Below are 26,270 nucleotides of genomic sequence, written 5' to 3' on the forward strand. Positions count from 1 at the left end.
CGGGGGGTCAGTCGATCAGGAGCTGGACCCGCATGACGCCGGAGGTGAGGGCTCCGTGGGAGAAGAACGCCTTCGCGATGGCGTCACCGGCCACCGGATTCGTCGGGTCCCGGTCCTCGAGCCAGGCGAACGCCCGGTTGTCGGTCGACCGCGGGCCGCCGAGCACCTTCGCCAGGATCTCGGAGTCGTCGGTCTCGGCCAGGACGATCGTCCCGAGCTGACCGGCGAACATCTCGATCCCGACCACGTCATCCCCGTCGGCGACGAGCACCTCCTCCTGAGGGACCATGGCCGTGATGTTCGTGAGGTTGGCCGGCAGGTCATCCCCGGCGCCGAGCGTGAACGGGACGCTGTTCGTCGCGACCGTTCCTACCAGGACTCCCCGGCGACTGCCGCCAGGGAAGTAGATGTCGAGCCGCGCCCCGGTCGTGATGCCGTGGCCCCCCGCCATCGTCAGCGTCCCGACGGAAGTGCTCGTCCGCGTCGTGAGCTGGCCGGACTTCGCGGCGGAGAGGGTGACCTCTTTCGTCACGATCCCGTCGGCGCTCGCGGAGATCTGCGAACTCGACGTCTTGCCGCCGAGTTGGATGGTTTCCTTGACGATCAGTTCGTAGGCCATGGGGGCACGTCAGGGGAAAGAGGCGTGGAGGAAGAACCGGTCCACATCCGTGCGGACCGGATACGGAGGGGACGATCAGGCCGTGCCTTCGTCGGCCGAGATGACGGCATCCTGAACGGAGACCGTCGAGCCCTGCGTGATGGGGATGTCCCGGCCGGCGTACTGAATCGCCAGGATCCCATCGAGGACGGCATTGGCGGTCCCGCGGACGAGCACCGGCCGAACGTACTGCTTCGTCGGCCGGAAGACGTCGAGGAGGATGATCTTGTTGCTGTCCCCGTCCGCCATGTTCCCCGTCGAGGAACCGGCGATATCGGAGTAGTCGTCCGCGGCGGCATTGTCCGAGGACTGCTGGGCCTTCAGCGACGTGGCGTGCGTCGTCGTCAGGGTGCCGAGGAGGGCGATGAACAGGACGCCATCCCATCCGGCCATGTCGACGCCGGTCGCGTTGACGGCCGTCTGGGCCGCCGCCGCCGCGTTGTTCACGCGGGTGACTTTGACCTGCTTGCTCAGCAGGAGTGCATGGAGATTCATGAGAGACCCCTTTCAGGGCTGAGGTGTGGAAGAAAAACGGCGGAGTGAATCAGCGCGTATCACGCGGTATGGCCGGCCCGATCAGGCGTCGGCTTCGGGCTTCGCCTCCGCCGCTTTGGACTTGGCCGCCGCCTTCGCGGGCTTCTTGTCGGCTTCGGGCTTCGCCTCCGGCTCCAGGGAGACCGCCTGTCCCTCCGCGATCATCCGCTCCCCCTCGACATCGGCGACTTCGATCTCTTGACCAGCGACCTGGGAGAAATCGAGGCCGCCACGGCTGACGAGGAGCTTGATCTTCATGGAATGAACCAGAACGGGGACCAGGGAGCGGAGGAGAGCGAGGATTCGTCAGGCCAGCGGGGCCGCGGCTCAGGTGTTCATGAGGAGGTGGCGAACCGCCCCCTTGCCGGCATCCAGCAGGTTGCCGTCGACCTCAACGAAGGCCATGAAGCCGTCCTGATCGTTCTCGCGATACCGCTCTTCGAGGCGGTAGAGGCGGATCCGGTTCACCTGCCGGATCTTGTACCGGTTCAGCTGGCCGTAGAGGGCGATCTTCGCGGAGGCCGCGATCGACGCGACGTCCTCGTTGATGTGGTACGGCGACCCGAGCAGAGTCCCCGGCATGCCGACCTGAAGCCCCGGCTGCCAGATGTACTGGGAGTCGTTGCTCTTCAGCTTCCGCAGAACCTTCAGCGTCGAGTCGTTGAACATGAACGCCGCGCCGTTGCGGTAGGCGATCGGCACCGAGTGCTGGAAGTCGATGAACTCGTCGGCCGTCACGGCACTGTTCGACGAGGTCGTCTTGCCCATCGTCGACGCGGTCACGATCCCCTTGATCGTCGCCGCCCCGGTGCCGGTCGTGGCCCGGGTGTTGATGATCCGGCCGAGCCGCTCGCCCAGCATCTCGCCCAGGAGCTGCGGGAGGTTGATCGCCGAGTCGCGGAGGAGCTCGAACGGGACCTTGATGACGCCGGAGGTCCACTTGTAGGCGTTCATGACCATCGCGGCGAACGCCGGATCGGTCGCCGTCGGGACGGCCGCACTCTCACCGATCTGGCTGCCGGTGTTGGTCGTGTCGTCGGCCGTCGGCCACGCCATCGGGTTGGCGTCCGAGGTGCGGATGACCTGGGACGTCTGGAGCATCGGGCCGTACCAGAGCATCGCCTGCTCCAGGGGGCCGAGGACCGAACCGAGGCGGAGGATCCCACCCGTCGCCGGGTTGTTGCTGCTCAGGGCGTTGAAGTACTCCCGCTGCAGCCGGCCGTAGTCGTTCGAGAGCTTGATGTCGAGGTTCTTGGCGAGCGGGTTCAGGCCGCACCGCTTCCCGGCTTCAACGCAGGCGTCCGGCACCTCCTCGCCGAGTTGGTTGAGGAACCAGCCCCGCATCGCCGTGCTCTGGTCGTTGGACGGGTCCGTCTTCTCCTGCTCGAAGGGGGAGTTGTTGACGGCGGAACCGGCGACCTTTTCGAGTTCGCCACGGTTCACCTTCTTGAGCGCGTCTTCGTGAGCGGTGAGGCGGTTCAGCGCCTCGGTCCGCTTCTGCTCCGCGGTCTCCCCCGCCTCGATGTCCTTCGTCAGGGCGTCGGCCGCGTCCAGCGCCTTATTCAGCGCCAGCTCGTCCGCCTCCGAAAGGTCCCGGTTCTCCGCCTTCGCCTTCTTGGCGGCAACTTCGTACTCCGTGCGGGCGGTGTTGACGATCGTCGCCCGCTTCTCGCGCAATTCCTGCAAACTCGGCATGGTGGTCTACCTCACAGGCACGCCAAAGCGGGGCGAGCCGGGGAACGGTGTGGAAGAGCGACCGAGGGTCCGCCTGTGCGGTCCCAGCCACCGTTACCCCCGAGAGAGGTCCGACCTGTCGCGGACTCAAATGGGGGCCTTTACTGGGCCCCCCCGGGTGTTGCTCTTTTTTTCGACGATTAAGGACTTACGTCGACCGGTTCAGGCCACCGCGAGCCGTTCCGCCATCCGGTCCAGCCGCGGAGTCGCAGCGTTTTCATTGGCGGCCAGCCAGTTGGCGGGAACATTGCGGAAATTCGAAAGATTCCATCGCGCTGTTGCCTCTTTCGGCGTTTTCTCGCCCACGTTGGGCAGGATCTCGTCGACGAAGCCGTGTTCCTTCGACTCGTCGGCCGTGAACCACGTTTCGTCGAGCATCCAGGACCGGAGCTGCTGGTCTTCGATGCCCGACCGGTCCCGGTACATGTTCACGATGACGTCCCGGAGCTTTTCCAGCAGGCCAGCGGTCTTCTGGTGCTCGGCGGCGTCCCCGAAGGTTACCGCGGCGGGCTCGTGGATCATGATCATCGCGTTGGCGGCGATCTTCCGCGTCTCCCCGACCATGGCGATGTAGCTGGCGGCCGACGCGGCGAGGGAATCGATGATCGTCGTCACCTTCCCCTCGTGCTCCTTGAGGAGGTTGTAGATCGCGTTGGCTTCGAAGATGGATCCACCGGGAGAGTTGATCCGGACGGTCACGTCCTTCGGCCCCAGGTCCCGGAGCGCGGCCTTCACCGCCTTCGCGGAGACCCCTCCGTAGAAGAATCCCTCCCCGATGACGTCGTAGATCAGGATTTCGGACTTCTCAGCGTTCAGGATCGTCTTCATGGGGTCCCTTCGGGAGCGGTTTCGGGGAGCAGGAGGTCGAGGAGATCGCGCCCGGACCACCCGGAAACCACCTCTGCGACGTCAGTGCAGGAGTTCAGGGCCGCTTTCCGGGCTTCACAGTGCGTCGCTACGGCCTTTTTCCACTCCGGGATGAGTTCGGAGTCGTCTGCGGCCTCCAAAAGCCCGCAGAGAGGCAGCACGGAGTCGAGGAGATGCTCCTCGTGCTCGCGGTAGAAGGCGGTTCCCCACGCGAACCAGTCCATCTGGGGAGTTCGGGCTGCCACCTTGGCGACTTTCTCCCGCTCGATGTCCGCTTTCCGGTTCAGGAGGGGGAGTAGGGCGTCCCGGCAGGCGTTCCGGACGTTCTTGGAGGACTTAGCCGGCGGCGCGGGGGTGGGTTGAGGGGCAGGTGTCGCCGGCGGCCCCGCGGTGAGTTCCGTCCAGTTCGCCGGGATGTGCCGCTTGTCCCCCTCCGGCCCGATTGTCGGCCGGGACTCGATCCGGTTGATGTCGTTGACGCTGTAGACGCCGGTCGCGCGGCCCTTGTCGTAGCTCCCCCAGCGGGCCGTCGCGTCCATCCGGAGCCGGGCGTTCCGGTTGAACTCCATGAAGTGGGACTCGGACTCCAGCTCCTGGGGACTGAGCAGCTTCTCCGCGCACTCCGCCTCCCACTCGCACAGCCAGCGGTCGAGGCAGTCGTCGAGGTAGTGCTGGCTCTCGATCTCCAGCGAGTTGTAGGACGTCCGGGACTTGTCCCCGAGTTTGTGCGGAGGGACCCCGGTGATGTTCGAGACCGTCATGACCTCGTTCTCGAGCAGCCCGACGGCGGCCGCCTCCTCCGGCTTCGACGAGAGGGGCAGGAACTTCACCCCCTCGTGGAGCATCGCCACCTTCCCGGTGTTCTTCAGTCCCTCGGCCGCCTTCTCCCAGTTCCGCTGGACGTTGTCGACCTTCTCCTTCTTCATGTTCTCCGGGACCATCAGCACGCCGGAGACGTTGGTCCCGTTCCCGAAGAACTTGCAGACCCACTTCCGGGTTGCCATCCCGAGGGACAGGGCCTCCGCCATCAGGGACATCACGTCGATCCCGCAGAGACCGTTGTGGGACAGGCCGCGGATGTGCAGGACGTCACGGGAGCGGAACTTCTTGGGCTCGGTTCCGACGGTCGTCAGGTACCAGATCTCCGACGAGCCAACCGTGTCATCGGTCAGCGTGACGGGGTAGGTCACGTCCGGATCCAGGATGACCAGTTCCCGCGGGCGACCGGCGCCGTCCCGGATGATCGCCGCAAACCCGTTGCCGCGGAGGAGGGCGTGGGCGGTCATCGTCTCCCGAAACGTCATCGCCAGGAGGAAGGGATTCGCCCGGCGACGGAGCAGGACGTAGGCGGGGTGATCCTTGTCGACCTCCTTGCCCCCGTCCTTCAGGCGACGGTAGACCGCGAACGGCAGCCGGCCGACGTCCCCCGAGATGAGGCTGATCGCGCGGAACAGCGCGGGGTAGCCCATCGCCGTCTTCTGGTTGACGGTGATCCCGGTCGAGGTGGGCTCGCCCATGAGCCCGTTCTCCTCCCACGTCTTTGGGTCATCGAGGCTGAGCGCGGGATTCTCCAGAGAGTTCCGCAGTTCCCCGTCGAGGCCGATGTGAATGATCTGGTTCATATGAGGGGGATCTCGTACTCGTCGTCGGTCGATTCGCGGCCGTGGTACAGGCACTCGCTGATCGCCATGAGCGTCGCGACCATGCCGTCGATCTTGAACGGGCCGCCGATCTTGGCGGGACCCCATTCATCCTTGCCGTTCCGCTTGATGGTCAGATTGCCCGCCTGCCACGCGAGGCAGGTGTCTCCCCCGTGGATCAGCCGGCCGTCTTTCGCCATCTGGAGCATGGTCCGGATCGGCTCGTTGTAGAACCGCTCGGACTGAGAGAAGGGGAAGATGCTGAAGCCGTGATCGTCCTGCAGCATCTCCGCCATCAGTTTCGCGAAGGACGGGTCGTAGGCCCAGGAGCGAATCTCCGCGAGCCCGGCCATTTCGATGCAATACTCTGCGACTTCGCGCTGGCTGATCGAGTCCCCCTCGCAGACGATCAGTTCCCCCCGCTCGATGAACTGGGCGAGCGGCGCCTGATACAACTTCAGGTCGGTGTCCCGGCAGGTCCAAGACCGCACCTTCAGGTCGATCGACATCTGCCCGTCGACCATCCGCGGGAAGGCGAGGGCGACCGCCGCGAAGTCGCTGTTCCGACCCATGTCAAAGGCGCCGAAGCCCGATCGCCCCTTCATCTCCAGGATGGGGGAGTTGCCCTTTGCCCACACCTCCGGCAGGATCGCCCGGGTCGCTGAGGCCGTCTTGACGTTGCAGTAGTACCGCCTCAGCTTCGAGATCGCGGAAGGCTTGCGCCGTGCCTCATTCGCCGCCGTGCGGTAGGAAGACACCTTGACCGTGCGACCAAGATGCGGATTCGCCTTAATCCAGCACGCCTCGTCGAACGGGTCATCGTCATCATCGATCCGGCAAATGAACGAGAACAGGGTGTCGTCAAACACGGCGCCGGTCAGGACGGACTCGACACAGCGCACCGCGTAGTCGTCCTCCTCAGCCCAGATTTCAGACTTGTCGTCGCCGGCGGTCGTGATGGTCAGGATGAGGGGCTGGCGACGGGAACCGCTGCCGGTGTCGATCTTCTCGTGAAGTCCGCGGTGGATACCGCGCCACGCATGGAGCTCGTCCTTGATGACGCCATGGGGGAACAGACCGTCCGTTCCATCCGAGTCACTGCCCAGCGGCCGGAAGAACGAGTTCGTCTCTGGATACTCAATGACCTTCTTTTTGACGTCGAGGCGAGCCTTGAGCGCGGCGGACTTCAGGACCATGGCCCGGGCGTCCCGGAAGACGATTGCGGCCTGATCCTCCTTCGTCGCGACAGAGTAGACCTCTGCCCCCTCCTCCAGGGGGTTGTCGAATACCAGCAGCAACAGAGCGATCACCGCGGCGAACAACGTCTTCCCCCACTTCCGTGCGATGCAGATGTACCCCTTCCCGAACCGGCGGAACCCGGTCTCAGCGTGCCGCCATCCGAACAGGCACCAAACGATGAACAGCTGGTCGGGCTCGAGGATGACGGGCGTCCGCGCCCACTCCGCCTTGTAGTGCTGGCAGCACCGCTCGATGAACTCGATCGCCTCAAGGGCATGTGCCTCCGAGAAAACAAACCCGCGTGCTCCTGCTTCCTTCAAGTCCTTCAGGTGCCGCTTGACCGCCAACCGCTGCAACCGGCCGGCAACGATCGTCCCGCTGTCTACGCCGCGGATGTAGGCTTCAACGATGCTCTTCCGCGCAGCGTCATCTCGCTGATTGGGTCCCCCGTTCCCTGCGGGGCCCCCGTTGCCGTTGAGATGGTCCCTGGCGGGAGCAGGCCGGTTGCCGCCGCCGGCGTGAGGCCGAGTTCCCTTTGCAGCTTTACGAGCTGGGACTGGCACTTGTCCTTCATCCCCACGCACGGGTGCGGAATCTTCGTCCCGTTTCCGGCGACCGTGACGTACCCCTCCGCCGCGAGTGTTTCGTGATGCGCCCAATACTCCGCCCAGGTCTGACAGTAGAGAGCGAGGACATCCCGGAACCGATCCGAGAGCAGGCCGGCCGCCGCCAGCACGGGTGCGATGTGATCCCAGGTGGCAAGGGCGACGCCGGTGAGACCAGCGGGAGCCGCAGGAACGGACCCAGCACCAGCCAGGAGCCCCCCGGAATGACGGTCACGGCGGTAGGTGCCGGCACGTTCATGGACAGCAGCCGGCTTCGGTCGAGGTCCACGACGCCCCAAGGAACGACCCCCTGATGAAACGTGACGAGATTTCTAGGACGCGGCGGTGCGGTTTCCGGGGTGGGGGCTGGCAGAAAATCGACCACCCCTCCCCCTCGCGTTTGGCACGCGACATTGCGTGCCGTGCCGCCTCAAACTTCTGCGATTCGAGTCACCTGAATTCCTGCCACATCTGAATGCCAGTGCAAACGATCGTGATCAGTAGGCACACCAACGTGAGAACCTCAATCCATCCCATTACAGCGTCTCCCCATGAGTCTTGATCGCGTGGCACCTACGACACAGGGACTGGAAGTTCGTCTCATCGAAGAACCGCGGGTCTGCTGGTCCTGATACCGCTTCGATGTGGTCGACCAGATCCACCGGGGTCACGATGCCTTCCCTCTCCCAGCACATAGCACAGTTCGGGTTGCTCTCTCTCCATCGCTTCGAGACCCGCGCCCACCGTCCCCCATACCCACGCTCTGTCGCAGTCCGGCGGTCATCCGGCCGCTTCAGGCCAAACCGTTCTCTCCTGCTCTTCACCCGACTCATGACGCCATCGCCTCCGGCGAAGGTGGGTTCAGCAGGGCAGCGACCTTCTTCCGGACCTTCCTGATCCGACGGGAGACGCTGGACCGATGGAGCCCCACACACTCGGCGATCCGGGAGTACGACCAGCCGCGGGTGTCTCGGAGTTGTAGGAGCCAGAGGTCCCGCCACCGACGGGGGGAGCCGGCCGCCCAGGACAGCATCGCACCGGTGGCGTAGTCGTCTCGCAACTCCACCCCACGATGCACGCCATCCCGATCGACAAACGCCACTCACTGAGCCTCCAGGTACGTATCGATGGTCCACAGGATCGCCGCGATGATCACGCTGTAGGGCCACGGCGCCAGACCTCCCATCAGCCTTATCCACCACGGCACCCCGTTAGCTGCCATCGCAGCAGTCACGAGCTGCCGGCGGCGCATCCGGGCAGCCTTAAGGTTCCCCTTGCACCCTACCGAAACGAGCGCCTTATCAATCGCCTTATGAGCCAGTTCGGCGGCTTGGCAGAACCGGTCGTAGTCCTTTGGGGCGATCCCATCCGTGCCGGCCGCATGGGCGTATGCCTTGGCGTGGCGTGCTGCTACCGCTGGTTCAAGGGCTCCTATCACAGTCAGACCTCCCTCTCGAACGAAACGATCAGGTGCAGCCCGGCGACGATCCGGCCATCGAAGTAGACGTCGACATACTCCAACCACGGATTGACCCCGTCCCGGTCCACTTCCAGCCGCTCGCTGGGGGTGATGCGAAAGCCATGAGGTTGTGGGTCCACAGAGAATCGGAACGGTGCCCGCACCTTCAGGTTCGTTCCCTTCACCAGTTCGATGAATCCGGCACCCAGTTCCCGAGCAAACTTCGCCACGGCGGCGGCCTGGTCGGGAGACTGGGCAACCGAGAGGTTCGCTTCCTGGGTCATCGTCGCCACAAGTTCAGGAAGTCCTTCAGGATGAGGAACATCCCAAGCCAGACTGCAAAAAAGAACACAGCACATGCTGCTGCGGAAAGTCCAAGCCAAAGCAGAACCGTCCACACATGACGCATCGTGATTTCAACAGCCAACAGCATTACCGCCTCCGTCGGGGGAAGTAGGTCCGGATCTGGCCACCAGCCTGCGGGGCCGGGCAAACGCCACCAGGGCACGACTGGACCGGACGGGCCGGTGTAGGGGCAGATACCGCGGGAGCCGGTTGCGGGGTGGCCTTGGGGGCGTCAGCCACGATCGGCGTCATGGTCGTGATGAGCTTCGAATCCGGCTGCAGGCCGCGAATGGTCCCCAGGAGACACCCATCGTCCCCGAAGACACCTCCGCCGCTGTCGCCGTTGTGGACCGGCGTCTCACAGGCGTCCAGCGGTACCAGACCGAATCCAGCCTTGATGTCGGTCGCCCCAATGTAGGTTCCCTGAGCGAACGACTTCGTCTTAAGCCCGTAGACCGTGACCCGTTCGCCGTAGACCGGCACTCGGACCGGAACCGGCTTCAGATTCGCCCCGGGGACGATCGCCACGGAGAAATCCTTCCCGGCGACCGGTGACCAGTTTGCCCGCTTCCATTCCCCGTCGACCAGGACCTCGGCGCGACTCCCGGCCGGCATCTGGTGCGTCAGGTGAGCAGCCGTGTGGATCTTGTCCGGACCGACCGCCACGCCGCAGCCATCGAACGTCATGCTTCCCGGCTGCCCGATGACGCCGTAGGCCATGCGGACAGGATAGACCGATTTGACCCACACCGGGTCGATCTTGGGCGGATCCGCGGGCGCCGGGACCTCCGGCAGCTTGATCTCCGGAATCACGAACTCCGGGTCCTGGGGGAGACCGGTGAACTCCGGTGCGATCGGCTCGCCGGAGACTTCGACCGGTATCGCCACGATGGGCAGATCGACCGACTCAACCGCGGCAACAGCAACCGGTGCCGCAGAGCGGGGGAGAAGCGTCAGTAGTGCCAGGAGCAGGGCAGAACAGAGAGCGGTGCGCATCAGTTGATTCCCATCGGGTTGAACTGTCCCTCGTACTGGCGGTGGGGCGATTCGTCGCCCATCAGGACATACGCGCCGTACGGGGAGTAGTTCCGGTCCCGCATCTCTTCGTAGGCGGGCTCCGAAATGAAGAAGCCTTTGTCGTTGTGCGAGTTCGCGACCCAAAACAGCCATTCCCCGCGGGCGGTCAGGACCGGCCAGACGACCTCCGTCGCGTGTCCGCTGCTGCCGTGGCTCCGGCGGTACTGGCGACAGACTCGAGCCGTGACGCCCGGGGTGATCTCTTCCGTCCGGAAACTGAGCCCCCAGAAGTGCCCCCAGTGAATCGGGTTGCCGAGGGCTAGGTGAATCTTGGCTTCGCCGAAGGAGGGGGCGACGATCGCGCCGCTGATCCGTCGGGTGGCTGCACTGGCCTTGATGGCGGCCGTGTTCCAGCGGTCGAACTGCTGCCGGTTGCGGGTGTATTGGCTGTAGGGGTATTCGGCCTCCAGCGGGGCTCCGTCGCCTTTCAGGACCGCGACGCCCGACTGCACTGACGTCCCCGAATTCGATCCGAGCTTCCGGTCGAGGATCTCGCAGGACTGGTAAACGAACATGCGGGATTGCTCGCCGGCCTTCCCCTTCCGCCGCTTCTCGATGACCTCGTTCCCGGTCGTCGCCGCGTTGGCTTGGCAATCGTTTTCCTTCTGCCACTCGTTGCGGATGAAGTTCCGCGGGTCGTTGTCGGCGGTGAGCAGCCGTTGCCAGTCCGGGAAGTCCTTCGGGTCCAGGGGGGCGCAGACCGAGAGCGAGCCATCGACTTCGGCTCGCAGTTCGTCGGATGCGATGATGATTCCGCTCACCGTGCCTCCATTCCCGCCGCGAAACTGCGGAACCAGTCCGCCCGGGCCTTCGCTTTGACCGCGTCGTCGGCCTTCATCGCCCGGACCTTGGCGTACATGGCCTGAAACCCCGCTCCGGGACCGGATGCCGAGGTCGAATCCTTCGCCACCTTCCCGGCGACCTCCGCCCAGGCCTTCATCTCGGCAGCTTCGTCCTGGAACTCCATCGCCTCGATTCGATCGGCGTGCTTCCGGGCCGCCACGCTCGTCGCACCGCGGTAGGCGTTCCGCATTGAGATTGCGGTGGCCGATCCCTCCCCAGACGGCGGGGGCTCCGGCGAGGGAGAAGGGTCGGGAGCCCCCTGCCGTCCCATCGAGGAGACCAGCAGCAGCACGACAGCAACGATCGTCAGGAGGATGTTCCGGGAACTCACTTCGATTCCTCCCGGACCGGCCGCATCAGCTCCGTCAGCGCGGCGACCGTGTGGTTGAGAACCGCATCCCGCCCCTGCGTCCGGGCGATCTTGGCCACCCGCAGCAGTTCAGCCGCAGCGGTGTCGATCTCATCCTCGGCACTGGCGACGGGAGCGGCCTTCCGGTTGAGCAACGGCAGCCACTTGAGCTTGACCCGCTTGCCAGCTTCAGACGCGCCGACGATCGCGACCAGCAGGCCGGACAGGCCGCCGGCAACCGTCTGCCAGTTTTCAATCAACCAGTCCATCTGAGTCCCTTAGGAGTTGTCTGCCTGCCAGGCCTCGATGGCGGCAACGAGCCACGCGACACCAGCGGAGACTGCGGCATCGGCGAATCCGAAGTCGTACTTGTTCAGCACGCCCAGCGCGGCGACTGCCCCAGTCCCGACGAACACGACCAGTGCCAACTTGACCGTGTACCAGAGGTCTTCGAGGTCGAACTTGCCGGGGGTCGAGTTCTGGTTCGTGCCGAGGAAGGCTTTAGCAAGGGTGAGGAGTTTTTCGATCATTGGTTTGCCGCGAAGGGTTTGTTCTCGAGGGCCTTCCGAGCGTTCAAGACTTCACGCATCCACGAGCGTTCAGCCTCTCGGTCTTCCTTGAGGAGCTGGATCTGCTCGGACTGCTTGGCCTCGATTCGCTCATACCCGGACTGGATCTGCATCAGGTGAGCGGGGACCATCGCTTTGATGTCCTGCAGGGCATACCAGCCCCCGGCGAGGAGTGTCGTGACGATGGCGCCGAGCAGGACCGTTGTCGGTGGCTGCGAGAAGAGGAACTCCAGGGCTCTCTCTTTGACAGACTTTGAACCGTTCGTTCCCTCTTCAGCCATCCGTCACCTCAACTCCATGAAAAGCTCCCCGCTTGGCTCATTGCCGTCCAAGGCGGATCACCTCCCTCCAGGGGATAGAGTTGAACCAGAGCCAAGCGGGGCTCTTACAGCATGGCAAGCGGCCAGCTAAGTAGAAGAGGTCTTGAGCCTATAAAGCTCTTTGTCAAACAGGGAAAGTCCACCCGTCGAATCGGGGACTCTCTTTTTAACCCGTTTGATGTCATAAGAGACCCACTTCTCGGTTGTATAAGCCTGAAGCGGGCAACTGGGAGTGGTGCAAACGCGGCAGCGATCGTACTCGGTCAGCCCTTTGGTGTCCGCGTCGTCGTTACCATAGACGACGCGGGTCGGAGCATGGCAGTAGGGGCACAGCAACTCTTACTCCTGGGAGAACTCGAATCCCTTCTGCGGTTCCAGCCTCGGGTCTCTCATTGCTCGGGGTCCTCGCTGATGACTTCGGTGACTCTTCGGAGTAGGCGGAATCGCATGGAGCGGTTTCGGGCTCTCTCCGTGACCAGTTGATCTTCTGCCGTACCGCGTGACGCGATGCCGGGAATCCATCGCCCCCAGTCTCCGCTCACAGGATCGAACGCCTCGATGGTGAAGGTCTCGTTCGTCGGGTCTCTCTGGCTCATTGGGTTGGCTCCTTCAGTCTCTTGATGGCCGCCCGGATCTTCCGTTGCTCGGTCTCGTAGTCTTCCTTGATGGCGACCAGATCGAGTTCCGCCTCTTCGATTGCTTGGGCTCTCGCTGCGTCGCAGGTCTTGTGGTAGCTGTAGCACACGTGACGCTTCCTGCTCTTTCGGCCGTCAGGGTGGTAGACAAAGTCCCTCGTGGCGCGCACCACAGACACTTCGACGACCTCGTACCCTCTGCGTAACCACCACGTTTCCACGCCCCCCTCCTTCCGCCCGAACGGGCTAGTTCTGTGACTTACCTCGACGCCGACACATTGGCGTTTGGGTAGTCCCTACATGCCTCCAGATAGCTGCGAACCCAGGGGACGAATTGTTCGTAAGTCCCCCAACCGTTCGACGCATTGAACTGCTGGTAGTGCAGCGGAGCTGCAACCAGCTTCTCCAAGCCCGCCTGAATCAGCGGGATCAACTGGGCCGCCTTGGTCACCCCGATCTCTTCAGGTCGCCAAAGGGCTTCGTAGATGCCCGCCTCCCTGGCCATTCGATTGAGATTGTGGGTGATGTTCGAGTCGTAGTACCGCTCGCATTGCGTTCTCTTGTGAGCGTGTCCACAGCACCGACATTCGCACTCGACCTCTTCAGGGTCACCTTCCAAGTACACATCCAGACTCATCATCCCACCTCTCCTCGTTCGCCCCGGATGGGGCTTGGGTTACTGGTCTACTCCATGTCGCCGGTGAACACGTTCTTGAGTTCCCGGATGCTCGACTTCCATCCCTCCCAGACGCCCTTGCCGCTCACCTTCAACTCCACGTAGTCGCCGTAGGAATTGGGGATGAAGTCAGGCACGTAGTCCTCGATCGTTTTGACCACGGCGCCAGCAGGGTCGATTAGTTCGTAGACCCCGCTGTCGCACGCCTTCCATGTCTCTTCGGCCTCCAGTCCAGAGGGCCAGGCCTGAATCACCCCATCGTCCACGCCGACGACCAGCGTCACCTGATTGCCTTTGCGACCGGGGAAGTCCTCGGCGGTCTCGTCATCGTCACGGACAGGCACCGTGAGCCGGATAGCAGCGATCTCGATCTCTTTGGTCTTCGGAACTTTCAACTTCATCATCCCTCTCCCATGTAGTGCCGAACCTCTCGGCTTGATTGGTGATGCCGGGATCTGCCCCCGGTTGCATCCGACTCAGTCCTCAGGACGAAAGCCTATCCCCTGAGTCCGACGCACAGACTATCTCACCATCACCATGAGCGTTTTCGCGATGCGCTCCCCCGCGTCTACCTCAGCCGATGACGACTCGCAGAGGCTCTTTGGAAACCTCTCTGGCATTCTTGATCATCAGTTGCGCCATCTCGACTGCCTGCTGAGGAGTCATCCCGACCCACGTAACGGGCTTGCCGAAGTCGATGACGACTACGCCTCGTTCCCCGTCACCCCCGATTTTGAATGCGACCTCACCGTCATCCGACGCATTGAGTCGGCCATTCGGGTATTCCCGCTTTGCCATGCCCTCCTGCTGCTGCTTTAGCCGCTCAATGAGTCGACTCTGCTCCTGCTCAAAAGGGTTGTCGCCGTGGTGCTGAAAGCTCATCTCGATCTCCTTGGTTAACGTACTACTTGCGGTGATGCTCACGTCGCATCACCTCCCTTCGTGCCTCGCGGCGGTTACTCAACCTCTCGTCGCTCTGGTGCCTTGGTGCCGAAATCCGTCGCCTTCTTCAGTTCGGTCAGTCCGGCAATCAGGGCGTCAATGAATGACACGGTCTCGTCCTCTTGGGCAACACCTCCGCTTCCTTGGAAGGCGATCCACGTCCCCCATTGGTCACGCACGCACTGGACGTGAAGTTCCGGTGGCTCGTTCTCCTTTCGACCATTGACGAAAACGTCGAGCGTCATGCCGAACAGGCCCTCGTCGTTCTCGGTCACCTCGATCCACGACCGAGGCGCGTCCGACTGGTGAGTGCAATTGTCGAATTCAAACTCCACCTTCGCAGCCATCTCTCAAATCTCCCTCGGTTGGTTATCGACTCAGCCGCTCGATGTCCTGGTGAACCTCAAGCATGGTCTGTGGCAGTAGACCGAACGGAATGAACTCTGCATTGGCTGCGGCGCTGTGAACCTTTCCGTCGATCAGGTGCAGTTCGTACAGCCGCCCACCTTCAGGCCCTCGGAAGATGAAGAGGTTGGACTGCCTCTCCGCCCCCAACTCCACCAACCCAGTCTCGCTGACCGGGGTCTGGGCGAGGCGGTAGGAGGCGAGGGCTGCTTCTGCAACGATCGCGCAGTCACACGCGTAGGCGTATTCAGTGTCATGATCTCTGGCCTCCAGCCGCTTCAGTGCTTCCAGCCTCTCTTCAGCCTTCATTGGGGGCTCCTTTCTGAACCTGCACCTTCCACCACCACTTGCCGTCCGAGTCACGAATGGCCGGCACGCACGAGACACAAACAGGGTGGGAGCGGATCGCCCAGTCGGGCATGGTCTCGGCGGGTTCCCAACGGAAGGTCCCGTCCATGAAGTCGTAGCCAGCCTCGTAACGGATGCATGCGAGATGCTCCTCGCAGATGTCACCGCACTTCGACGCCCATCGTTCCCGCACCCCGACAACGGCGCCGGGAAGGAAGGGGGGAATGACAGATCCCAGAATCTTCCGCAGCCTTCCCTCCAGAGGACCGCAGAGAACGAAGAAGAGTTCTCCGTTTACGTCCTCTTCCTCATTGAAGGCCTCAACTCCGTCTGGGGCATCGGCCATGGGCACCCAAACCTCAACCCGCTCCCCGTTCGCAATCCTCCGTGCCTCGGAGTCGGTCGCTGTGATGGTCATGGCGTGGCTCCGGTCGTGTTCCTGTTGTTCCATGCCTCAAGGGTGCAGTCCGCCGTGTGTCCATCCTCCACGTGACAGATGGAGCATTCATCCGCATTTCGGAGGCAGTCGAACTGCGACTGGGGCAACTTCTCGATGACGCTCGCAGCCAGATTCAGTTGCTCCCGCGCCTCCTCAAGCTGCTGGCGGAGTCCTGGCACCGGGTCGGGGATGACCTGCTCCCCGATGCTGTCCAACTCGTCATCGTTGAACCAATTCCCAAAGCCCGGGAGAAACCATCCCCACCCGGATCCCTCTGCGTCATTGATGTACGCCCAAGTCCCAACCTCCTGTTGCCCCTGGAATACGACCCAGTAGTGACCTGCGGTTCTGTCGTTGTAGGGCGACTCACTCATGGCTCACCTCAGGGCCTTTCGGGGGTGTTGTCATAACGGTTCGACTCCATTTGGCCCCTTCGGCTTGGGCATCCAGTGAGTCACCTCGGTATCGAGCGGATACCACTTCCAGTCGCCAAACATGCTCGTTGTGTATTCGCAGATTTCGCCGTCAATGAACCGAACGTCTGGCTTGCGACCATGGAACGTGGCCCAGACATCGAACTCGCTCCCATCCTTCGGCGCCGACTCAATCCCGCGCCACTCGTCGGTCTTTGCGGGCTTGTCTGACTCGTCGGAACTGGGTGCAGTCGTTGCGGAATTTGCAACAACTGAAGCCTTCGCAACCGCCTGCTCGTAGCCGGGGAGGAGGGTGCGGAGCCAGTAGTACGATTTTGCGAGGATGATCGTCTCCTCTCCAGACTCAGGGTGCGTGAAGACCTTGAGGGAAAAGCCGCGGTGAGAGATCGCCTCCACCAACTCCTCAAGGCTCGGCAGGGGGACCGGGCGACGGTAGTCCTCGCTAGTCCCTCTCCTCATCCAGTTTGCCAAGACCCAAGAGCCTTTGAGTTGAATCTCATCTCCCGTCTCCAGCGGTACGTCCTTCTCCAACCGCACCCACGCCCGCCACTCGCGCGGCTGCCACTGCTCAAGCGTCCATTTGCCGATGGTCAGTTCAGTGCTCATTGCCCCACCTCGATTCGCTTGAAGTCGATGGCCCAGATCCACGGGTTGAGCGCCCATGAGCCGTCTCCGTTGATGGATTCCCAGAGGCTCAAGAATGACTTGATGGGCTGGCCTGTTGCTTCAGCCTCCCATTGCTCACGCTTGCCGTAGAGCTTCCAGATTTGCCGAACGGGTTCGATCCCCTCCGCGATCGCATCCTCCTCGCTGATGTCCTGCAACCTCTCGACCTTGATGCCCGTGATCTCCAGCGTGAGGCGGCTGGCCCAGCGCGGCATGTGTATGGAGGGGATCTTCTTCCATTGAACGCGGTCCCATCCCGGTCCTTCCGCCTTGGGTGGCTCATCGAACCTCACCTGCCTATCGCCGGACCAGCAGATCTCCCACTCGCCCGACTCTCCAAAGTCGTGCCTGTAGTTGTGCCCGTGTTGCCAGCAGGGCTCCTTCATCCAAAAGTGCCCATCGGGTCGGTAGCACATCGTTACCGGCCCAATCACGCGATCGTTTGCAACGCGAATCCGTGCAAATGGGCATGTGATCCATGAGTGGGTTTCGCACGACGAGTTGAAGGCACAGACGAGCCCGTGTTCATCAATCTCGATCTCGCGTCCAGACGCCCACTTCGGCACCTTGACGGGTACGCGGAACTGTGTCTGCTGCCCCGACAGGATCGCCGTCGGTCGCAGGTCCTTCGCGTAGATCGGCCGCTCTGTTCCAGTGCTCATCCCTTGCCCTCCGCCTTTGGTTGTCGTGCGTGTCTTAGAAACCACAGCGACCGAGTCCGCTTCGTGTGTCCACAGTTCTTGCACTGAATCAGCACGGACGAATCGGATCGGCTGAGAATCAACCATGAGTCCCAGCCACACGAGCATCGATCAGTTCCCCGCTTCGGCATGTGCCCCTCCAGCGACATCGAGCTGGGCGAGCGTCTGGAGCGCGGCATCGTTCGAGCCCGGATCAGGCAGGCGGATGAAGCCAAACTCGATGCCGTTCCGGATGAATTGGCGAGCAGCCTCAACCGCCACCCTCAGCCGGTCGTTCTGCTTGGTCAGCAGCTCGTGGTTGTTGACGGCTTCGACGATCAGGGCTGCGTTGGCCCTCGCAACGGGGTCCGGTTCGCCAGTCGTCCGCTGGTCCAGATACGCGATCAGCTCGTACTCGTTTGGGGTCTCGTGGCCAGGAATGTTGCAGCCGACCGCCGACAGAGCGATCACGCTCGTACTGGGGTACGGTCCGCCAAGTTCCCACGGTCTCGCGGTCGCCTGCTCAAACATCTCGGAATCCCCGGCCTGCGACTGACGCACCGTTCGTCCGAACTTTGCCAGCGGCTGGAACGCCTCGACGCACTCTTTGGCCTTCGCGTCGTCGGCCATCCACCGCGCGACCGTTTCGAGATCATCCGTCATCTCCCAGCATCGTCCGGGGCGACAGTAGATGTCCTCGTGGTGAGGGTGGCGACACTTTGCCGCGTACTCGGCGACCTCAGTTTCGGTAAACATCTCGGAATCCTCCTGGGTTACTTCGGAGTGGTGAGTTCACTTGGACTCTGTTTCGAGTGGCACAATTTCCAAATCAGACCAAGGTGGCGCAACAGCCATGTCTGGGTGACACGGCCGGCACATCCCCAGATCGGTCGAGTCGTAGAGGGTGTCGTACGTGCCCCACTCGCACGTGTAGACGATCTTTCTTTTGAATCGCCGAAGCACCCACCTCAGCAGGCGAGAGTCGCAGAGTTCCACCACAAACAAGAACCACGTTCGCCTCTTCACAGAAAACCTCCAGGGGGTACGAGCCGCGAGGGCGGGTCACTTGGTCTTCCTGATGAGTTGCCACACGGCCCACCACGCCACGCCGATCGCAAAAATCATTGCCGGAACGATCACGGCCCATAGGTAGATCCACATCCAGGACCACTTCATCTCAGGCTCCTTTGTTTGCTTCGAAGACCGCTCGTGCGAATCCCATCGGGGTCGCTGATCTGAGGTTCGCCCGATCCGCACTCGGCGGCATGAGGTGCATCCGGCTTCCGTCGGTTGGCTCGATCGGACAGCGGTCAGGCATTACGAAGCCCCCCCCTGTCCACAGACAGGTCTTCTTCGTGTAGTTGTCAGCAAGTTCGAACTGGCCGTAGTCGCACGGGTCGAACATGTGGTCCGCTTTCCGCCAGTAGGTCGCGAGCGTCCCCACCGGGTTCTCCAGCATCCACGGGGCGCCGCTCCACTCGCAGATGTCCCGGCACCGCTCGACCAAGTTCACGGCTTGAGCCAGGCCGCCAAGCCCCTTGTCCTTGAACCAGCGGGCACCACTTACGGCGAAGTGGGTGCAAGGAGGGAAGGCGAAGACGATCGCGTACTCTCGCCGTGGGGGGAGCCATTCGAGGATGTCCGCCCCTACGCGAACCAGGTTGCCGTCCTTGCTGACTCCCGGAGCATGTTGCATGTCGACGCACCAGCACTCGTAGCCGGCGTCCAGCCACGGGCGAACCATGTTGGTCGTCAGGTCGCACAGGGACAGGACGATCTTGTTCACGCTCACACCCTCCAAACAAAAACCACCTGCCTCTTCCCACCCTCCGGCTTCATTGCCGGGCTACTCTCCAGTTCGTCCAAGTCGGTCGATCTCGGCGGCGATCAGCGCTCCAGCCTTAACCAGTTCCCGAATGCGGTCGCCTGGCGTTGGCTTCCACCAGTGCGACTCGAACGGCCAGACGAGCCCCTGAACAGATGCATGGCCTGACTCAACTCCGAACATCATTGATCGGTTGCCGTCCGACATCGCGTAGCACGCCGCTGCGTTGGACAGTTCCCCATACTGATGCCCGTCGTCGTGCTCCGGAGTCCACCCCTCAGACGACACCTGCCGCTCTCGTTCTGCGGCGATCAATTCGACACCGGTCATGACATCCCCTTTTGGTTGGAAACAAAACAATTGCCGGGCAGCACAAAAGAACTCGCTCGACGCGTTGTGCGAACCGCAGATGCAGCACCGCCAGACCAGCTCTCCGCCGACCAAGGACACCACGCGATCGGAGAGGGGACGGATCACAAAACCTCCTTCACTCAAAAGCTCTCCGCCGACGAGCGGGGTGTTACTGGGACGTCAGGGCGGTAACTTCCTCTGATCCAGTGGGCATGAACCCTCCCGGTCGATACGCCCCAATGTCGATGAGGTGAGCGTTTGAAAGAGCGTTCCCCACTTGATCAGCGGCCCACTGCAGGTCCAGATTGCCGTTCCCTTCCTTGGACCAATCAGCGAGTTCGATGATCTTGTTGCAGTCGTGGGTGAACAGTCGCTTGATCGACAGGAGCTTGTCCCGCTCCACCTTCAGCCCCGCCACCTCACCCTGCAGGCGACGGACCTCGGCGTCCGACTCCTCCAGTTCTCGCCCCAGAGCGTCACATGCCATCGCATCACCGACCGCGTCCCTCGCAGCGTCCACCGCCTTGATGATCGTCTCAGCCATCAGACGACCTGACCCACCGCAGTAGTGGCAGTCGATCGCTTCTCCTGTGTGGTCCGTGCCAGCGTGGCCGTCATTGCACTTCGGACACTTGAGACTGACCCCATCAGCCTCGGCGGGAATCTCCCGGATTCGTCTCCGCAGGTCTCGCAGGCACGCCTTGATGCACTCGCGGTGCTGAGCGGGCATGTCGGTGTACTTATTCAGCGCGTCGTAGCCGGTCTCGGACATCTCCATCAGCAACTTGTTCTTGTCATCCGACGTAATCAGGGCGACGGAGGTCTCAATAAACGCCTCATCGATCGGGTCCTCCGGCGCCTCGTCGTACGCCCGCTCCAGTTCTTCGTCTGTCATCTCCTCGGCGGGAATCTCGGCGGGGGTGAGGTCGGAGGACGTGGCGCGGCGGGCGAAACGGTACCTGTTCGGCAGATAGATGTCCGACACGTACGACTCTCCTTGCTGGTCGTTGATGAACCATTTCCCGGACCTCACGCCGAGAAAAAACTCCGGCTCGGGATCTCCCTCCTTGGGGAAGTCCTCCACCAATCGCACCAGTTCAGCAGGCACGTCGCCTCGGTTCGCTTCAGTCAGCTCAATCAGCATGGAGAACTCCTACGACGGGCTTGGGGGAATTAGTTTTCGAAGTAACCGCGGTCCGCGAACTTCATCGCGTGCTTCTGCCAAACAAGGCCAGCAAGCCCTGTCGGACCGGATCGGTTCTTCGCCACGATCAAGTCCGCCTCGCCCGGGCGGTTCTCTGGCTCGTATGCGTCCGGACGGTGAAGGAACATCACCACGTCCGCGTCCTGCTCAATTGCCCCGGATTCGCGAAGGTCTGAGAGCTTTGGTTTTTTGTCTTCTCGAGACTCAACCGCTCGGTTCAATTGCCCCAGGGCGATCACCGGTACACTCAGACTTTTGGCCAGGCACTTAAGGCGGCGGGTGATACTCGAGATCTGCTGTTCTCGAGGAATGTGACGATCCTCGGACTCGATCAACTGGAGGTAGTCGATCACGATGAGGCCGATGTCGTCGCTCCGCTTCGTTCTCCTCGAGATCGCGGCGATTCGTGTCATCGTTTGACCGGGCTGGTCATCGATCAGAATGCTGTACCCACGAAGGCTTTCTGCCGCCTCCGTAAGTGCGAACTGCTCCTGCTCGCTGAGCTCCCCCAGTCGCAACTTGTGGCCACTGATCTGCGCCTCGATGCATAGAAGCCGCTCGCCAAGTTCGAGCTTTGACTGCTCGAGACTGAACACCAGAACCCCGCGGTTTGCTCGAGCAACTGCCAAGGCCAAGTTGCACACCAGGGCCGTTTTCCCCATCGAGGGGCGAGCCGCCAGGATGATGAGTTCCGACGGATGAAACCCCGTCAGAATCTTGTCGAGGCTGTCGAAGCCCGAAGGGACTCCGCGTTGCCCATCGGCTCCCATGCGGTCAAAGATTCTCGAGAACGTGTCCTCGAGGATGTCCTTCAGTTTGATCTTGGCCGTACCCGATTGTCGCTCAACGATCTCGAACAGTCGATGTTCTGCTCGAGCCAGGATCTCTTCGCTTTCGTCGTTGCCATCTCGAGCTTCCCGGATTGAGTCCGTGCAGGATTCGATCACCGACCGAAGCACGTATTTGCTCCGCACGATGTTGGCGTAGTATTCGGCGTGGGCCGCGTGAGGGACTGTAGCTATGACGGCAATGATGTAGTTCTGGCCGCCAACGTCATCGAGTTGCCCCCGCTTCTCCATCTCGTTTCGCAGGGTGACGGCATCGATCCCGCGGATCCCCCGTTCGTGCATCTCCCGGATGGCCAGGAAAAGTTTGCGGTTCGCATCGGCGTAAAAGTGATCCACCTCAACGATCGGCGTCACCTCATCGATCGCCCTCTGATCGCAGAGCATGCTTCCGAGAACGCACCGCTCTGCCTCGAGGTCTTGCGGTGGAACAAAGAACGAGTCACCCACGATTTACCTCACCATTGCCCCTTGAAGCCTGATCACGGAGATACGCCAACATCGGATTGCGAACGGCCGGAGATGCCCGCGGGTTCGCAAAGTTCTTGAGCATCGCCAGCGCCGCCGGCTCACGCTCGAGAACACGCTCCGCCAGAGGCCGAAACTCGGCGGGTGGAATGCTGTCCAAGGTTGCCCCGAACAACACCTCGAGATCCGACGACTCGGCGGGCGGTTGCTCCTGATCGGCCCACCCCTTCGTCGGCTCGAGATCCCGGGCGACCCGCTTGAGTCGGGCAATCAGGGTCCAGTGGGTCCAGCCGGCCTTCTTGAACCGGGCCCCGAACACCTCGAGAACCTGGGAGACATGCTCGAGACTCGAGGCCGCGACGGCATCAGGAACAATCCGGAAAGCCCCCTCAACGCCGAAGCCTTCCGCCCTCTGGATCAAATCGCCACACCCACCCCCACCCTGTGTGTGTGTAATTGAAGATGAAAGTGAAGATGAAGGGGTTGGATTTTGGTTAACCTGGGTGGTTGGATTTTGGTTAACCAAACTGGGGTTCCCCCCCTTCGACCCGGCAGTTTTGCGAATCTGGCGAAGCTGCTCGTCCCGGATCATCCTTCGGCAAACGAGAGCACCCGTCTCTTCGTCCCGACTGGCCACTCCGTATGCCTCCAATTTGGTTAAGGTACTTTCGAGATTTTGGTTATCCAAACCGAGGGCAGCCGCCAGGGCTTCGTTCGGCATTGGCTTCCCGTTAAGGAGCAAAACCCCCCTCTTTGACGACTCGTGCATCAGCAGGAGGATCTCGAACCACACCCCACGGTCGTGGTAGTTGAGCGCCTGCACGCCCGGATCCTTCTTCCAGTCTCCTGGGTAGAACTGAAACGAGGGGAGTTTGTTCACTTGGCTGCTCCCCCTCCGTACGCACGCTGGCGATGAAACTCCTGGGCCCTGCGCAACAACTCATCCGCCTGCGAGGGATTGGCCTCCGCCAGGGCTGAGAAACTTGGGGCGGATTCTCGAGAGCCGCCGGAGTCGCCCACCTGCCTCTCGAGTATTCGAACTCGGGACACGAGCGAGTCGATCTTCTTCCGCAGGATGATCCGACCTTCCTTGCCCCTGAACTTGCGAAACCGCAGTTCCGTCTCCCGCGGCGAACACTTCCGGTCGCCGTCAAACTCAATCAGTTCGTGACACGTTCCGCACAGCGCCACCAGGGCCGAGATGTCATCGCCGAGCATTGTCGCCAGGTCGTAGGTCCGGTGATGAACCTGGGTGGCCTCGGCGGCGCACAGGCGGCAAATGCGGTTCTCCCGGTTCAGCACCCGTTCGCGGATGCTCCTCCACAGCGGAAGAGCCAGATATTCGTCGTAGGTGATTCCACCCAAGTTCAGCAGGGCTTCTGCCCGCAAATCCTGAAACGAGACCTTGCCAGCACGCCCATGACGCACCATAGTCTTAGCAGACATGGAACCCTCAACCGGTTCTGTGTTTAGAGGCCCGGGTTGAGCGTTAGTAGCGCTCCCCGGGTCTCGTTCATTGTAGGCTTGGGGTTCCGTCTTCACTAATTAAATCCCTTGCTAACCGAACATTTTGGCCTGCGTCTTAGGCTTCTTTTCTCGCTCGGCTTCTAACCACTGCCTCACCGCGGCACATTCCGCCTGCCAACGCGACGGTTTCGGCTCCCCGCTCTCGAATTCGATGATGGCTGCCCGCTCTTCCAGGGCGTCCGGATCCGGGATGCGAGCCTTCAATCCCTCGAAGGTCATGCTCGCTCCTTGTGTGGTCCAATCTGCTCAACGTCCCATCCCCCGCCGTTCTTCTGCGCGATGGGCACCACCGCAGAGAACCTTGCCCACTGATGTGTTTCGGCCGCGACCTTCAACTTGACGCGGCTCTTGTCTTGGTTCGGGGCGTTCCAGCTTCCCTTCACCTCGATGAACTCCATCGTTTGATCGTTGTGGATCACCATGAAGTCGGGCGTGTAGAAGGTGTTGTCCGCCAGCCTCAACTTCACGTGCTCGAAGTGGAACTCAGCGATTTCCTTGGCGGCCGCTCGCGCCTCCAACGCGGCCGCATACCTCTCCTCGGTCTTGGACATTTGTCCGGGGACTCGTCGTTTCATCGCCTTTGCCCGCGCCATCTGTTTCGTCCTCCAATGTGATTCCTGGCGGCAACCGTCCTTCGGTCACCAGCCTTTTCTTCTCGCACAGAGTGCACCGCTTCGTGCCGTGCTCGTCGCTCCAGGCCGCGTCACTTCGGCCGCACCCGCACCTCGGACTCTCCACAGGCTTTGCTGCCTGCTTGCAGCGGGCCAGGATCGCTGCGAGACCGGGGGAGTCAGTAGAGGGCATAACTTGCCCGCTCGGTCTTGGGCTTCTTGGTTCCGAACTTCTGGCCGCAGGTGCCTTCCACCTCGCCGTTCTTGCCGCAGATGGCTTTCAGTTCGTCCTGAACCTGATCCTGAACCGCCTCGATGATCGTCAGCAGGTCGACCAGCTCGGCCGGCGTGGTCTCAACGCGGGATTTCCAGCACTGGCGGGCGCCTTGGCACCGTCGGCACTTCTCGGCCGTTGCGAATCGGTCAGTGATGAGCGGCTTGTCTGGCTTGGAGCGATTCTTGACGTCGAGCCATCGAGCCGCCGCCCCTTGAATCTCCGCCTCCAGCACCGGCAGTTCGTCGCGATGAAACTTCACCGGCGGAGACAGGTCCTTGTATTGCGTCCGCAAAACCTGAACACGGAGAACGTTGCAGGCGGGGTATGTGTCGAACACCAAGGCCGCATGCAGGCGGAATTGAAAGGACTTCTTGATGTGGTCGATGTCGTAGGGTGTGTGGCCTGTCTTCCAGTCCACCTCAAGGAAGACGTCCTCAGAGACAGTTGCCAGCAACAGATCGAGTTCACTGGTGACCCGGACCGTTTCCCCGCCGACAGAAATGTCTTTGGCGAGCTGCCCGCTGTAGGCACCTTGTCCACCGTCGAACCGCTCGACATCTCCCGGTCTGTGGCACGACAGCAACTCGGCAATCTTCCACATGCTCGGCCACATTGCCTCCCAGGTGTCGGGTAGGAGGTCGGTCCGCGTCGCCAGAACCTCCCGCTTCAGAAACTCCGCAATGTCCCGCTTTGACAGCCCCTCACGGATGAACGCTTCGATGGTTGCCGAGATCGCGGCGTGCCCCTGATTCCCAACCTCGGCAGCACGAGACGGGATTCGGATTTGCCCCTGCTCGTAGGCGAACTTCTGTGGGCAGTCATAGGCGGTTTCAAGGTCGCTGCGGTCGGCAACGTGGATGTCGTCGATGAGATTGAGTTCCATTAGAACGGCACCTCCAAGCGATCCATGCAGATCGACCACAACTCGCGGGTCCACTTCTTCATCTGATCGGCGTCGGCAACGGCAATGGCGCCGTCAGTCGCCTTGTTCGCCCACACAAAGAACTTGGCTCGACGCTCAGTTTCCGGAACGCCCTCGCCAAGTTGTCGCTGCCATTCATTGAAGAGATTGGCCATCTCCTCCTTCGTTACCCGGTTATCTCGGGGGGCCTGCTGTGGAGCATCGCTACGAGCATCAGGGCGGGGCCGTGGAGTTGCCGACCGCCCGTCGTCGTCGCTGTCGGCGGTCACGATCCCCAGTGCTTCACAGAGGGCGTGGCGCTTCCCGTACGTGATGGCTGATGCCGCCTTTTGAAGGGCGTTCATCATCTTTGTTCCGTCCACCGGCGCCGTGTATTGGGCGGGGAGGCAGTGCCCATCGACGTGGCGGATCGTGCAGATGACCGTGATGCTCTGTCCGTCGACCCGGGAGTCGAAGGAGTACGACAGCCGGTGCTTTGCGAGATACGGCTTGATGACCGCAACGATCTGCGGAAGGCTCGCGTACGAATACTCGCTCTTGTAGCCCTCGGCGTCGTGACCTACCGCTGGGCACTCATCCTGAAACGCAGAGAACGCGAGGTTGAACGCCTTCTCCGCCTCAGACTTCCGAACCCTCTCCTGGAGGTCCACCAGTTTCGCCAGGCTGTCCGGGTCGGTCCCCTTCGTGATCGCCAACTCGATGATGCTCATCGGAGCCATCGGCTGGGCCACGACCGTTGGTTGTGCTGTCAGTCCCGTTGTCATTCTTCCGCCTCA

Annotated in this window: 38 protein-coding genes; all 38 read right to left on the reverse strand. The window is 62.1% G+C overall.

Annotated features, from left to right (window positions below):
* Window positions 1–7: 7 nt before the first annotated feature.
* Window positions 8–619 (reverse strand): hypothetical protein, encoded by a 612-nt coding sequence (locus tag VT03_RS20855; protein WP_075094775.1) that lies wholly within the window; start codon window positions 617–619, stop codon window positions 8–10.
* A gap of 75 nt (window positions 620–694) precedes the next feature.
* On the reverse strand, window positions 695–1,153 hold the full coding sequence (locus tag VT03_RS20860) for a hypothetical protein (RefSeq protein ID WP_075094776.1): 459 nt from the start codon (window positions 1,151–1,153) through the stop codon (window positions 695–697).
* Window positions 1,154–1,234: 81 nt separating this feature from the next.
* Window positions 1,235–1,450, reverse strand: coding sequence for a hypothetical protein (locus VT03_RS20865; RefSeq protein ID WP_075094777.1), 216 nt, complete (start codon window positions 1,448–1,450; stop codon window positions 1,235–1,237).
* A gap of 69 nt (window positions 1,451–1,519) precedes the next feature.
* Window positions 1,520–2,887, reverse strand: a complete 1,368-nt coding sequence (locus VT03_RS20870; protein WP_075094778.1) for a phage major capsid protein — start codon at window positions 2,885–2,887, stop codon at window positions 1,520–1,522.
* 201 nt (window positions 2,888–3,088) lie between these two features.
* Window positions 3,089–3,754 carry a head maturation protease, ClpP-related gene (locus VT03_RS20875; RefSeq protein ID WP_082846395.1) on the reverse strand — a complete coding sequence of 222 codons (666 nt, stop codon included), beginning with the start codon at window positions 3,752–3,754 and terminating at the stop codon, window positions 3,089–3,091.
* The gene (locus VT03_RS20880; RefSeq protein ID WP_075094779.1) at window positions 3,751–5,415 is read right to left on the reverse strand and encodes a phage portal protein; all 1,665 of its coding nucleotides are present in this window, start codon (window positions 5,413–5,415) and stop codon (window positions 3,751–3,753) included. Before VT03_RS20880 ends, VT03_RS20875 begins: the two co-directional genes overlap by 4 nt.
* Window positions 5,412–7,028 carry a terminase large subunit gene (locus tag VT03_RS20885; RefSeq protein WP_075094780.1) on the reverse strand — a complete coding sequence of 539 codons (1,617 nt, stop codon included), beginning with the start codon at window positions 7,026–7,028 and terminating at the stop codon, window positions 5,412–5,414. The genes VT03_RS20880 and VT03_RS20885 overlap by 4 nt, the downstream gene beginning before the upstream one ends.
* Before the next feature lie 26 nt (window positions 7,029–7,054).
* A complete protein-coding gene (locus VT03_RS20890) occupies window positions 7,055–7,576 on the reverse strand; it encodes a phage terminase small subunit P27 family (RefSeq protein ID WP_075094781.1) in 522 nt (173 codons plus the stop codon).
* A gap of 237 nt (window positions 7,577–7,813) precedes the next feature.
* The gene (locus tag VT03_RS35275) at window positions 7,814–8,110 is read right to left on the reverse strand and encodes an HNH endonuclease (RefSeq protein ID WP_075094782.1); all 297 of its coding nucleotides are present in this window, start codon (window positions 8,108–8,110) and stop codon (window positions 7,814–7,816) included.
* A 269-nt stretch (window positions 8,111–8,379) separates the two neighbouring features.
* Window positions 8,380–8,715, reverse strand: coding sequence for a hypothetical protein (locus tag VT03_RS20905; protein WP_075094784.1), 336 nt, complete (start codon window positions 8,713–8,715; stop codon window positions 8,380–8,382).
* Between the two features lie 2 nt (window positions 8,716–8,717).
* Window positions 8,718–9,134 (reverse strand): hypothetical protein, encoded by a 417-nt coding sequence (locus VT03_RS20910; RefSeq protein WP_156514659.1) that lies wholly within the window; start codon window positions 9,132–9,134, stop codon window positions 8,718–8,720.
* 34 nt (window positions 9,135–9,168) lie between these two features.
* Window positions 9,169–10,077, reverse strand: coding sequence for a trypsin-like peptidase domain-containing protein (locus VT03_RS20915; RefSeq protein ID WP_075094786.1), 909 nt, complete (start codon window positions 10,075–10,077; stop codon window positions 9,169–9,171).
* A complete protein-coding gene (locus VT03_RS34310; protein ID WP_075094787.1) occupies window positions 10,077–10,919 on the reverse strand; it encodes a hypothetical protein in 843 nt (280 codons plus the stop codon). The genes VT03_RS20915 and VT03_RS34310 overlap by 1 nt, the downstream gene beginning before the upstream one ends.
* On the reverse strand, window positions 10,916–11,332 hold the full coding sequence (locus VT03_RS20925) for a hypothetical protein (RefSeq protein WP_075094788.1): 417 nt from the start codon (window positions 11,330–11,332) through the stop codon (window positions 10,916–10,918). The genes VT03_RS34310 and VT03_RS20925 overlap by 4 nt, the downstream gene beginning before the upstream one ends.
* Window positions 11,329–11,619 carry a hypothetical protein gene (locus tag VT03_RS20930; RefSeq protein ID WP_075094789.1) on the reverse strand — a complete coding sequence of 97 codons (291 nt, stop codon included), beginning with the start codon at window positions 11,617–11,619 and terminating at the stop codon, window positions 11,329–11,331. Before VT03_RS20930 ends, VT03_RS20925 begins: the two co-directional genes overlap by 4 nt.
* Before the next feature lie 9 nt (window positions 11,620–11,628).
* Entirely contained in the window at window positions 11,629–11,880 is a 252-nt protein-coding gene (locus VT03_RS20935; protein WP_075094790.1) for a hypothetical protein, read from the reverse strand.
* On the reverse strand, window positions 11,877–12,200 hold the full coding sequence (locus tag VT03_RS20940) for a hypothetical protein (RefSeq protein ID WP_075094791.1): 324 nt from the start codon (window positions 12,198–12,200) through the stop codon (window positions 11,877–11,879). Before VT03_RS20940 ends, VT03_RS20935 begins: the two co-directional genes overlap by 4 nt.
* A 631-nt stretch (window positions 12,201–12,831) precedes the next feature.
* Window positions 12,832–13,095: a hypothetical protein gene (locus VT03_RS20950; protein ID WP_075094793.1), complete on the reverse strand. Its 264-nt coding sequence runs from the start codon at window positions 13,093–13,095 to the stop codon at window positions 12,832–12,834.
* Window positions 13,096–13,133: 38 nt separating this feature from the next.
* Window positions 13,134–13,514, reverse strand: a complete 381-nt coding sequence (locus tag VT03_RS20955) for a hypothetical protein (protein ID WP_082846398.1) — start codon at window positions 13,512–13,514, stop codon at window positions 13,134–13,136.
* Window positions 13,515–13,558: 44 nt separating this feature from the next.
* Window positions 13,559–13,945, reverse strand: a complete 387-nt coding sequence (locus VT03_RS20960) for a hypothetical protein (RefSeq protein ID WP_156514661.1) — start codon at window positions 13,943–13,945, stop codon at window positions 13,559–13,561.
* Window positions 13,946–14,123: 178 nt separating this feature from the next.
* Window positions 14,124–14,474 (reverse strand): hypothetical protein, encoded by a 351-nt coding sequence (locus VT03_RS20965; protein WP_075094795.1) that lies wholly within the window; start codon window positions 14,472–14,474, stop codon window positions 14,124–14,126.
* Between the two features lie 32 nt (window positions 14,475–14,506).
* On the reverse strand, window positions 14,507–14,839 hold the full coding sequence (locus VT03_RS20970) for a hypothetical protein (protein ID WP_075094796.1): 333 nt from the start codon (window positions 14,837–14,839) through the stop codon (window positions 14,507–14,509).
* Between the two features lie 22 nt (window positions 14,840–14,861).
* Entirely contained in the window at window positions 14,862–15,206 is a 345-nt protein-coding gene (locus VT03_RS20975) for a hypothetical protein (protein ID WP_075094797.1), read from the reverse strand.
* Window positions 15,196–15,663: a hypothetical protein gene (locus VT03_RS20980; RefSeq protein WP_075094798.1), complete on the reverse strand. Its 468-nt coding sequence runs from the start codon at window positions 15,661–15,663 to the stop codon at window positions 15,196–15,198. Before VT03_RS20980 ends, VT03_RS20975 begins: the two co-directional genes overlap by 11 nt.
* On the reverse strand, window positions 15,660–16,058 hold the full coding sequence (locus VT03_RS20985) for a hypothetical protein (protein ID WP_075094799.1): 399 nt from the start codon (window positions 16,056–16,058) through the stop codon (window positions 15,660–15,662). Before VT03_RS20985 ends, VT03_RS20980 begins: the two co-directional genes overlap by 4 nt.
* A gap of 30 nt (window positions 16,059–16,088) precedes the next feature.
* A complete protein-coding gene (locus tag VT03_RS20990; protein WP_075094800.1) occupies window positions 16,089–16,724 on the reverse strand; it encodes a hypothetical protein in 636 nt (211 codons plus the stop codon).
* A complete protein-coding gene (locus VT03_RS20995; protein ID WP_156514662.1) occupies window positions 16,721–17,446 on the reverse strand; it encodes a hypothetical protein in 726 nt (241 codons plus the stop codon). Before VT03_RS20995 ends, VT03_RS20990 begins: the two co-directional genes overlap by 4 nt.
* A gap of 150 nt (window positions 17,447–17,596) precedes the next feature.
* Window positions 17,597–18,220, reverse strand: a complete 624-nt coding sequence (locus VT03_RS21000; RefSeq protein WP_156514663.1) for a hypothetical protein — start codon at window positions 18,218–18,220, stop codon at window positions 17,597–17,599.
* 421 nt (window positions 18,221–18,641) lie between these two features.
* Window positions 18,642–19,250 (reverse strand): hypothetical protein, encoded by a 609-nt coding sequence (locus tag VT03_RS21005; RefSeq protein ID WP_156514664.1) that lies wholly within the window; start codon window positions 19,248–19,250, stop codon window positions 18,642–18,644.
* Between the two features lie 60 nt (window positions 19,251–19,310).
* A complete protein-coding gene (locus tag VT03_RS21010) occupies window positions 19,311–19,766 on the reverse strand; it encodes a hypothetical protein (RefSeq protein WP_197489030.1) in 456 nt (151 codons plus the stop codon).
* Between the two features lie 43 nt (window positions 19,767–19,809).
* Window positions 19,810–20,784, reverse strand: coding sequence for a hypothetical protein (locus tag VT03_RS21015; RefSeq protein WP_075094803.1), 975 nt, complete (start codon window positions 20,782–20,784; stop codon window positions 19,810–19,812).
* Window positions 20,785–20,813: 29 nt separating this feature from the next.
* Window positions 20,814–22,139 carry a replicative DNA helicase gene (dnaB, locus tag VT03_RS21020; RefSeq protein WP_231870489.1) on the reverse strand — a complete coding sequence of 442 codons (1,326 nt, stop codon included), beginning with the start codon at window positions 22,137–22,139 and terminating at the stop codon, window positions 20,814–20,816.
* Window positions 22,132–23,037, reverse strand: coding sequence for a hypothetical protein (locus VT03_RS21025; protein WP_075094805.1), 906 nt, complete (start codon window positions 23,035–23,037; stop codon window positions 22,132–22,134). The genes dnaB and VT03_RS21025 overlap by 8 nt, the downstream gene beginning before the upstream one ends.
* Window positions 23,034–23,603, reverse strand: a complete 570-nt coding sequence (locus VT03_RS21030) for an HNH endonuclease (RefSeq protein WP_075094806.1) — start codon at window positions 23,601–23,603, stop codon at window positions 23,034–23,036. The genes VT03_RS21025 and VT03_RS21030 overlap by 4 nt, the downstream gene beginning before the upstream one ends.
* Before the next feature lie 111 nt (window positions 23,604–23,714).
* On the reverse strand, window positions 23,715–23,903 hold the full coding sequence (locus VT03_RS21035; RefSeq protein ID WP_075094807.1) for a hypothetical protein: 189 nt from the start codon (window positions 23,901–23,903) through the stop codon (window positions 23,715–23,717).
* Entirely contained in the window at window positions 23,900–24,235 is a 336-nt protein-coding gene (locus VT03_RS21040) for a DUF1064 domain-containing protein (protein ID WP_197489031.1), read from the reverse strand. The genes VT03_RS21035 and VT03_RS21040 overlap by 4 nt, the downstream gene beginning before the upstream one ends.
* Window positions 24,236–24,474: 239 nt before the next feature.
* Complete coding sequence (locus VT03_RS21045; protein ID WP_156514665.1) at window positions 24,475–25,494, reverse strand: PD-(D/E)XK nuclease family protein; 1,020 nt, start codon at window positions 25,492–25,494, stop codon at window positions 24,475–24,477.
* Entirely contained in the window at window positions 25,455–26,204 is a 750-nt protein-coding gene (locus VT03_RS21050; protein WP_197489032.1) for an ERF family protein, read from the reverse strand. The genes VT03_RS21045 and VT03_RS21050 overlap by 40 nt, the downstream gene beginning before the upstream one ends.
* Window positions 26,205–26,270: the final 66 nt, after the last annotated feature.

Origin of the sequence: Planctomyces sp. SH-PL14, assembly GCF_001610835.1 — a bacterium.
Classification (GTDB): domain Bacteria; phylum Planctomycetota; class Planctomycetia; order Planctomycetales; family Planctomycetaceae; genus Planctomyces_A.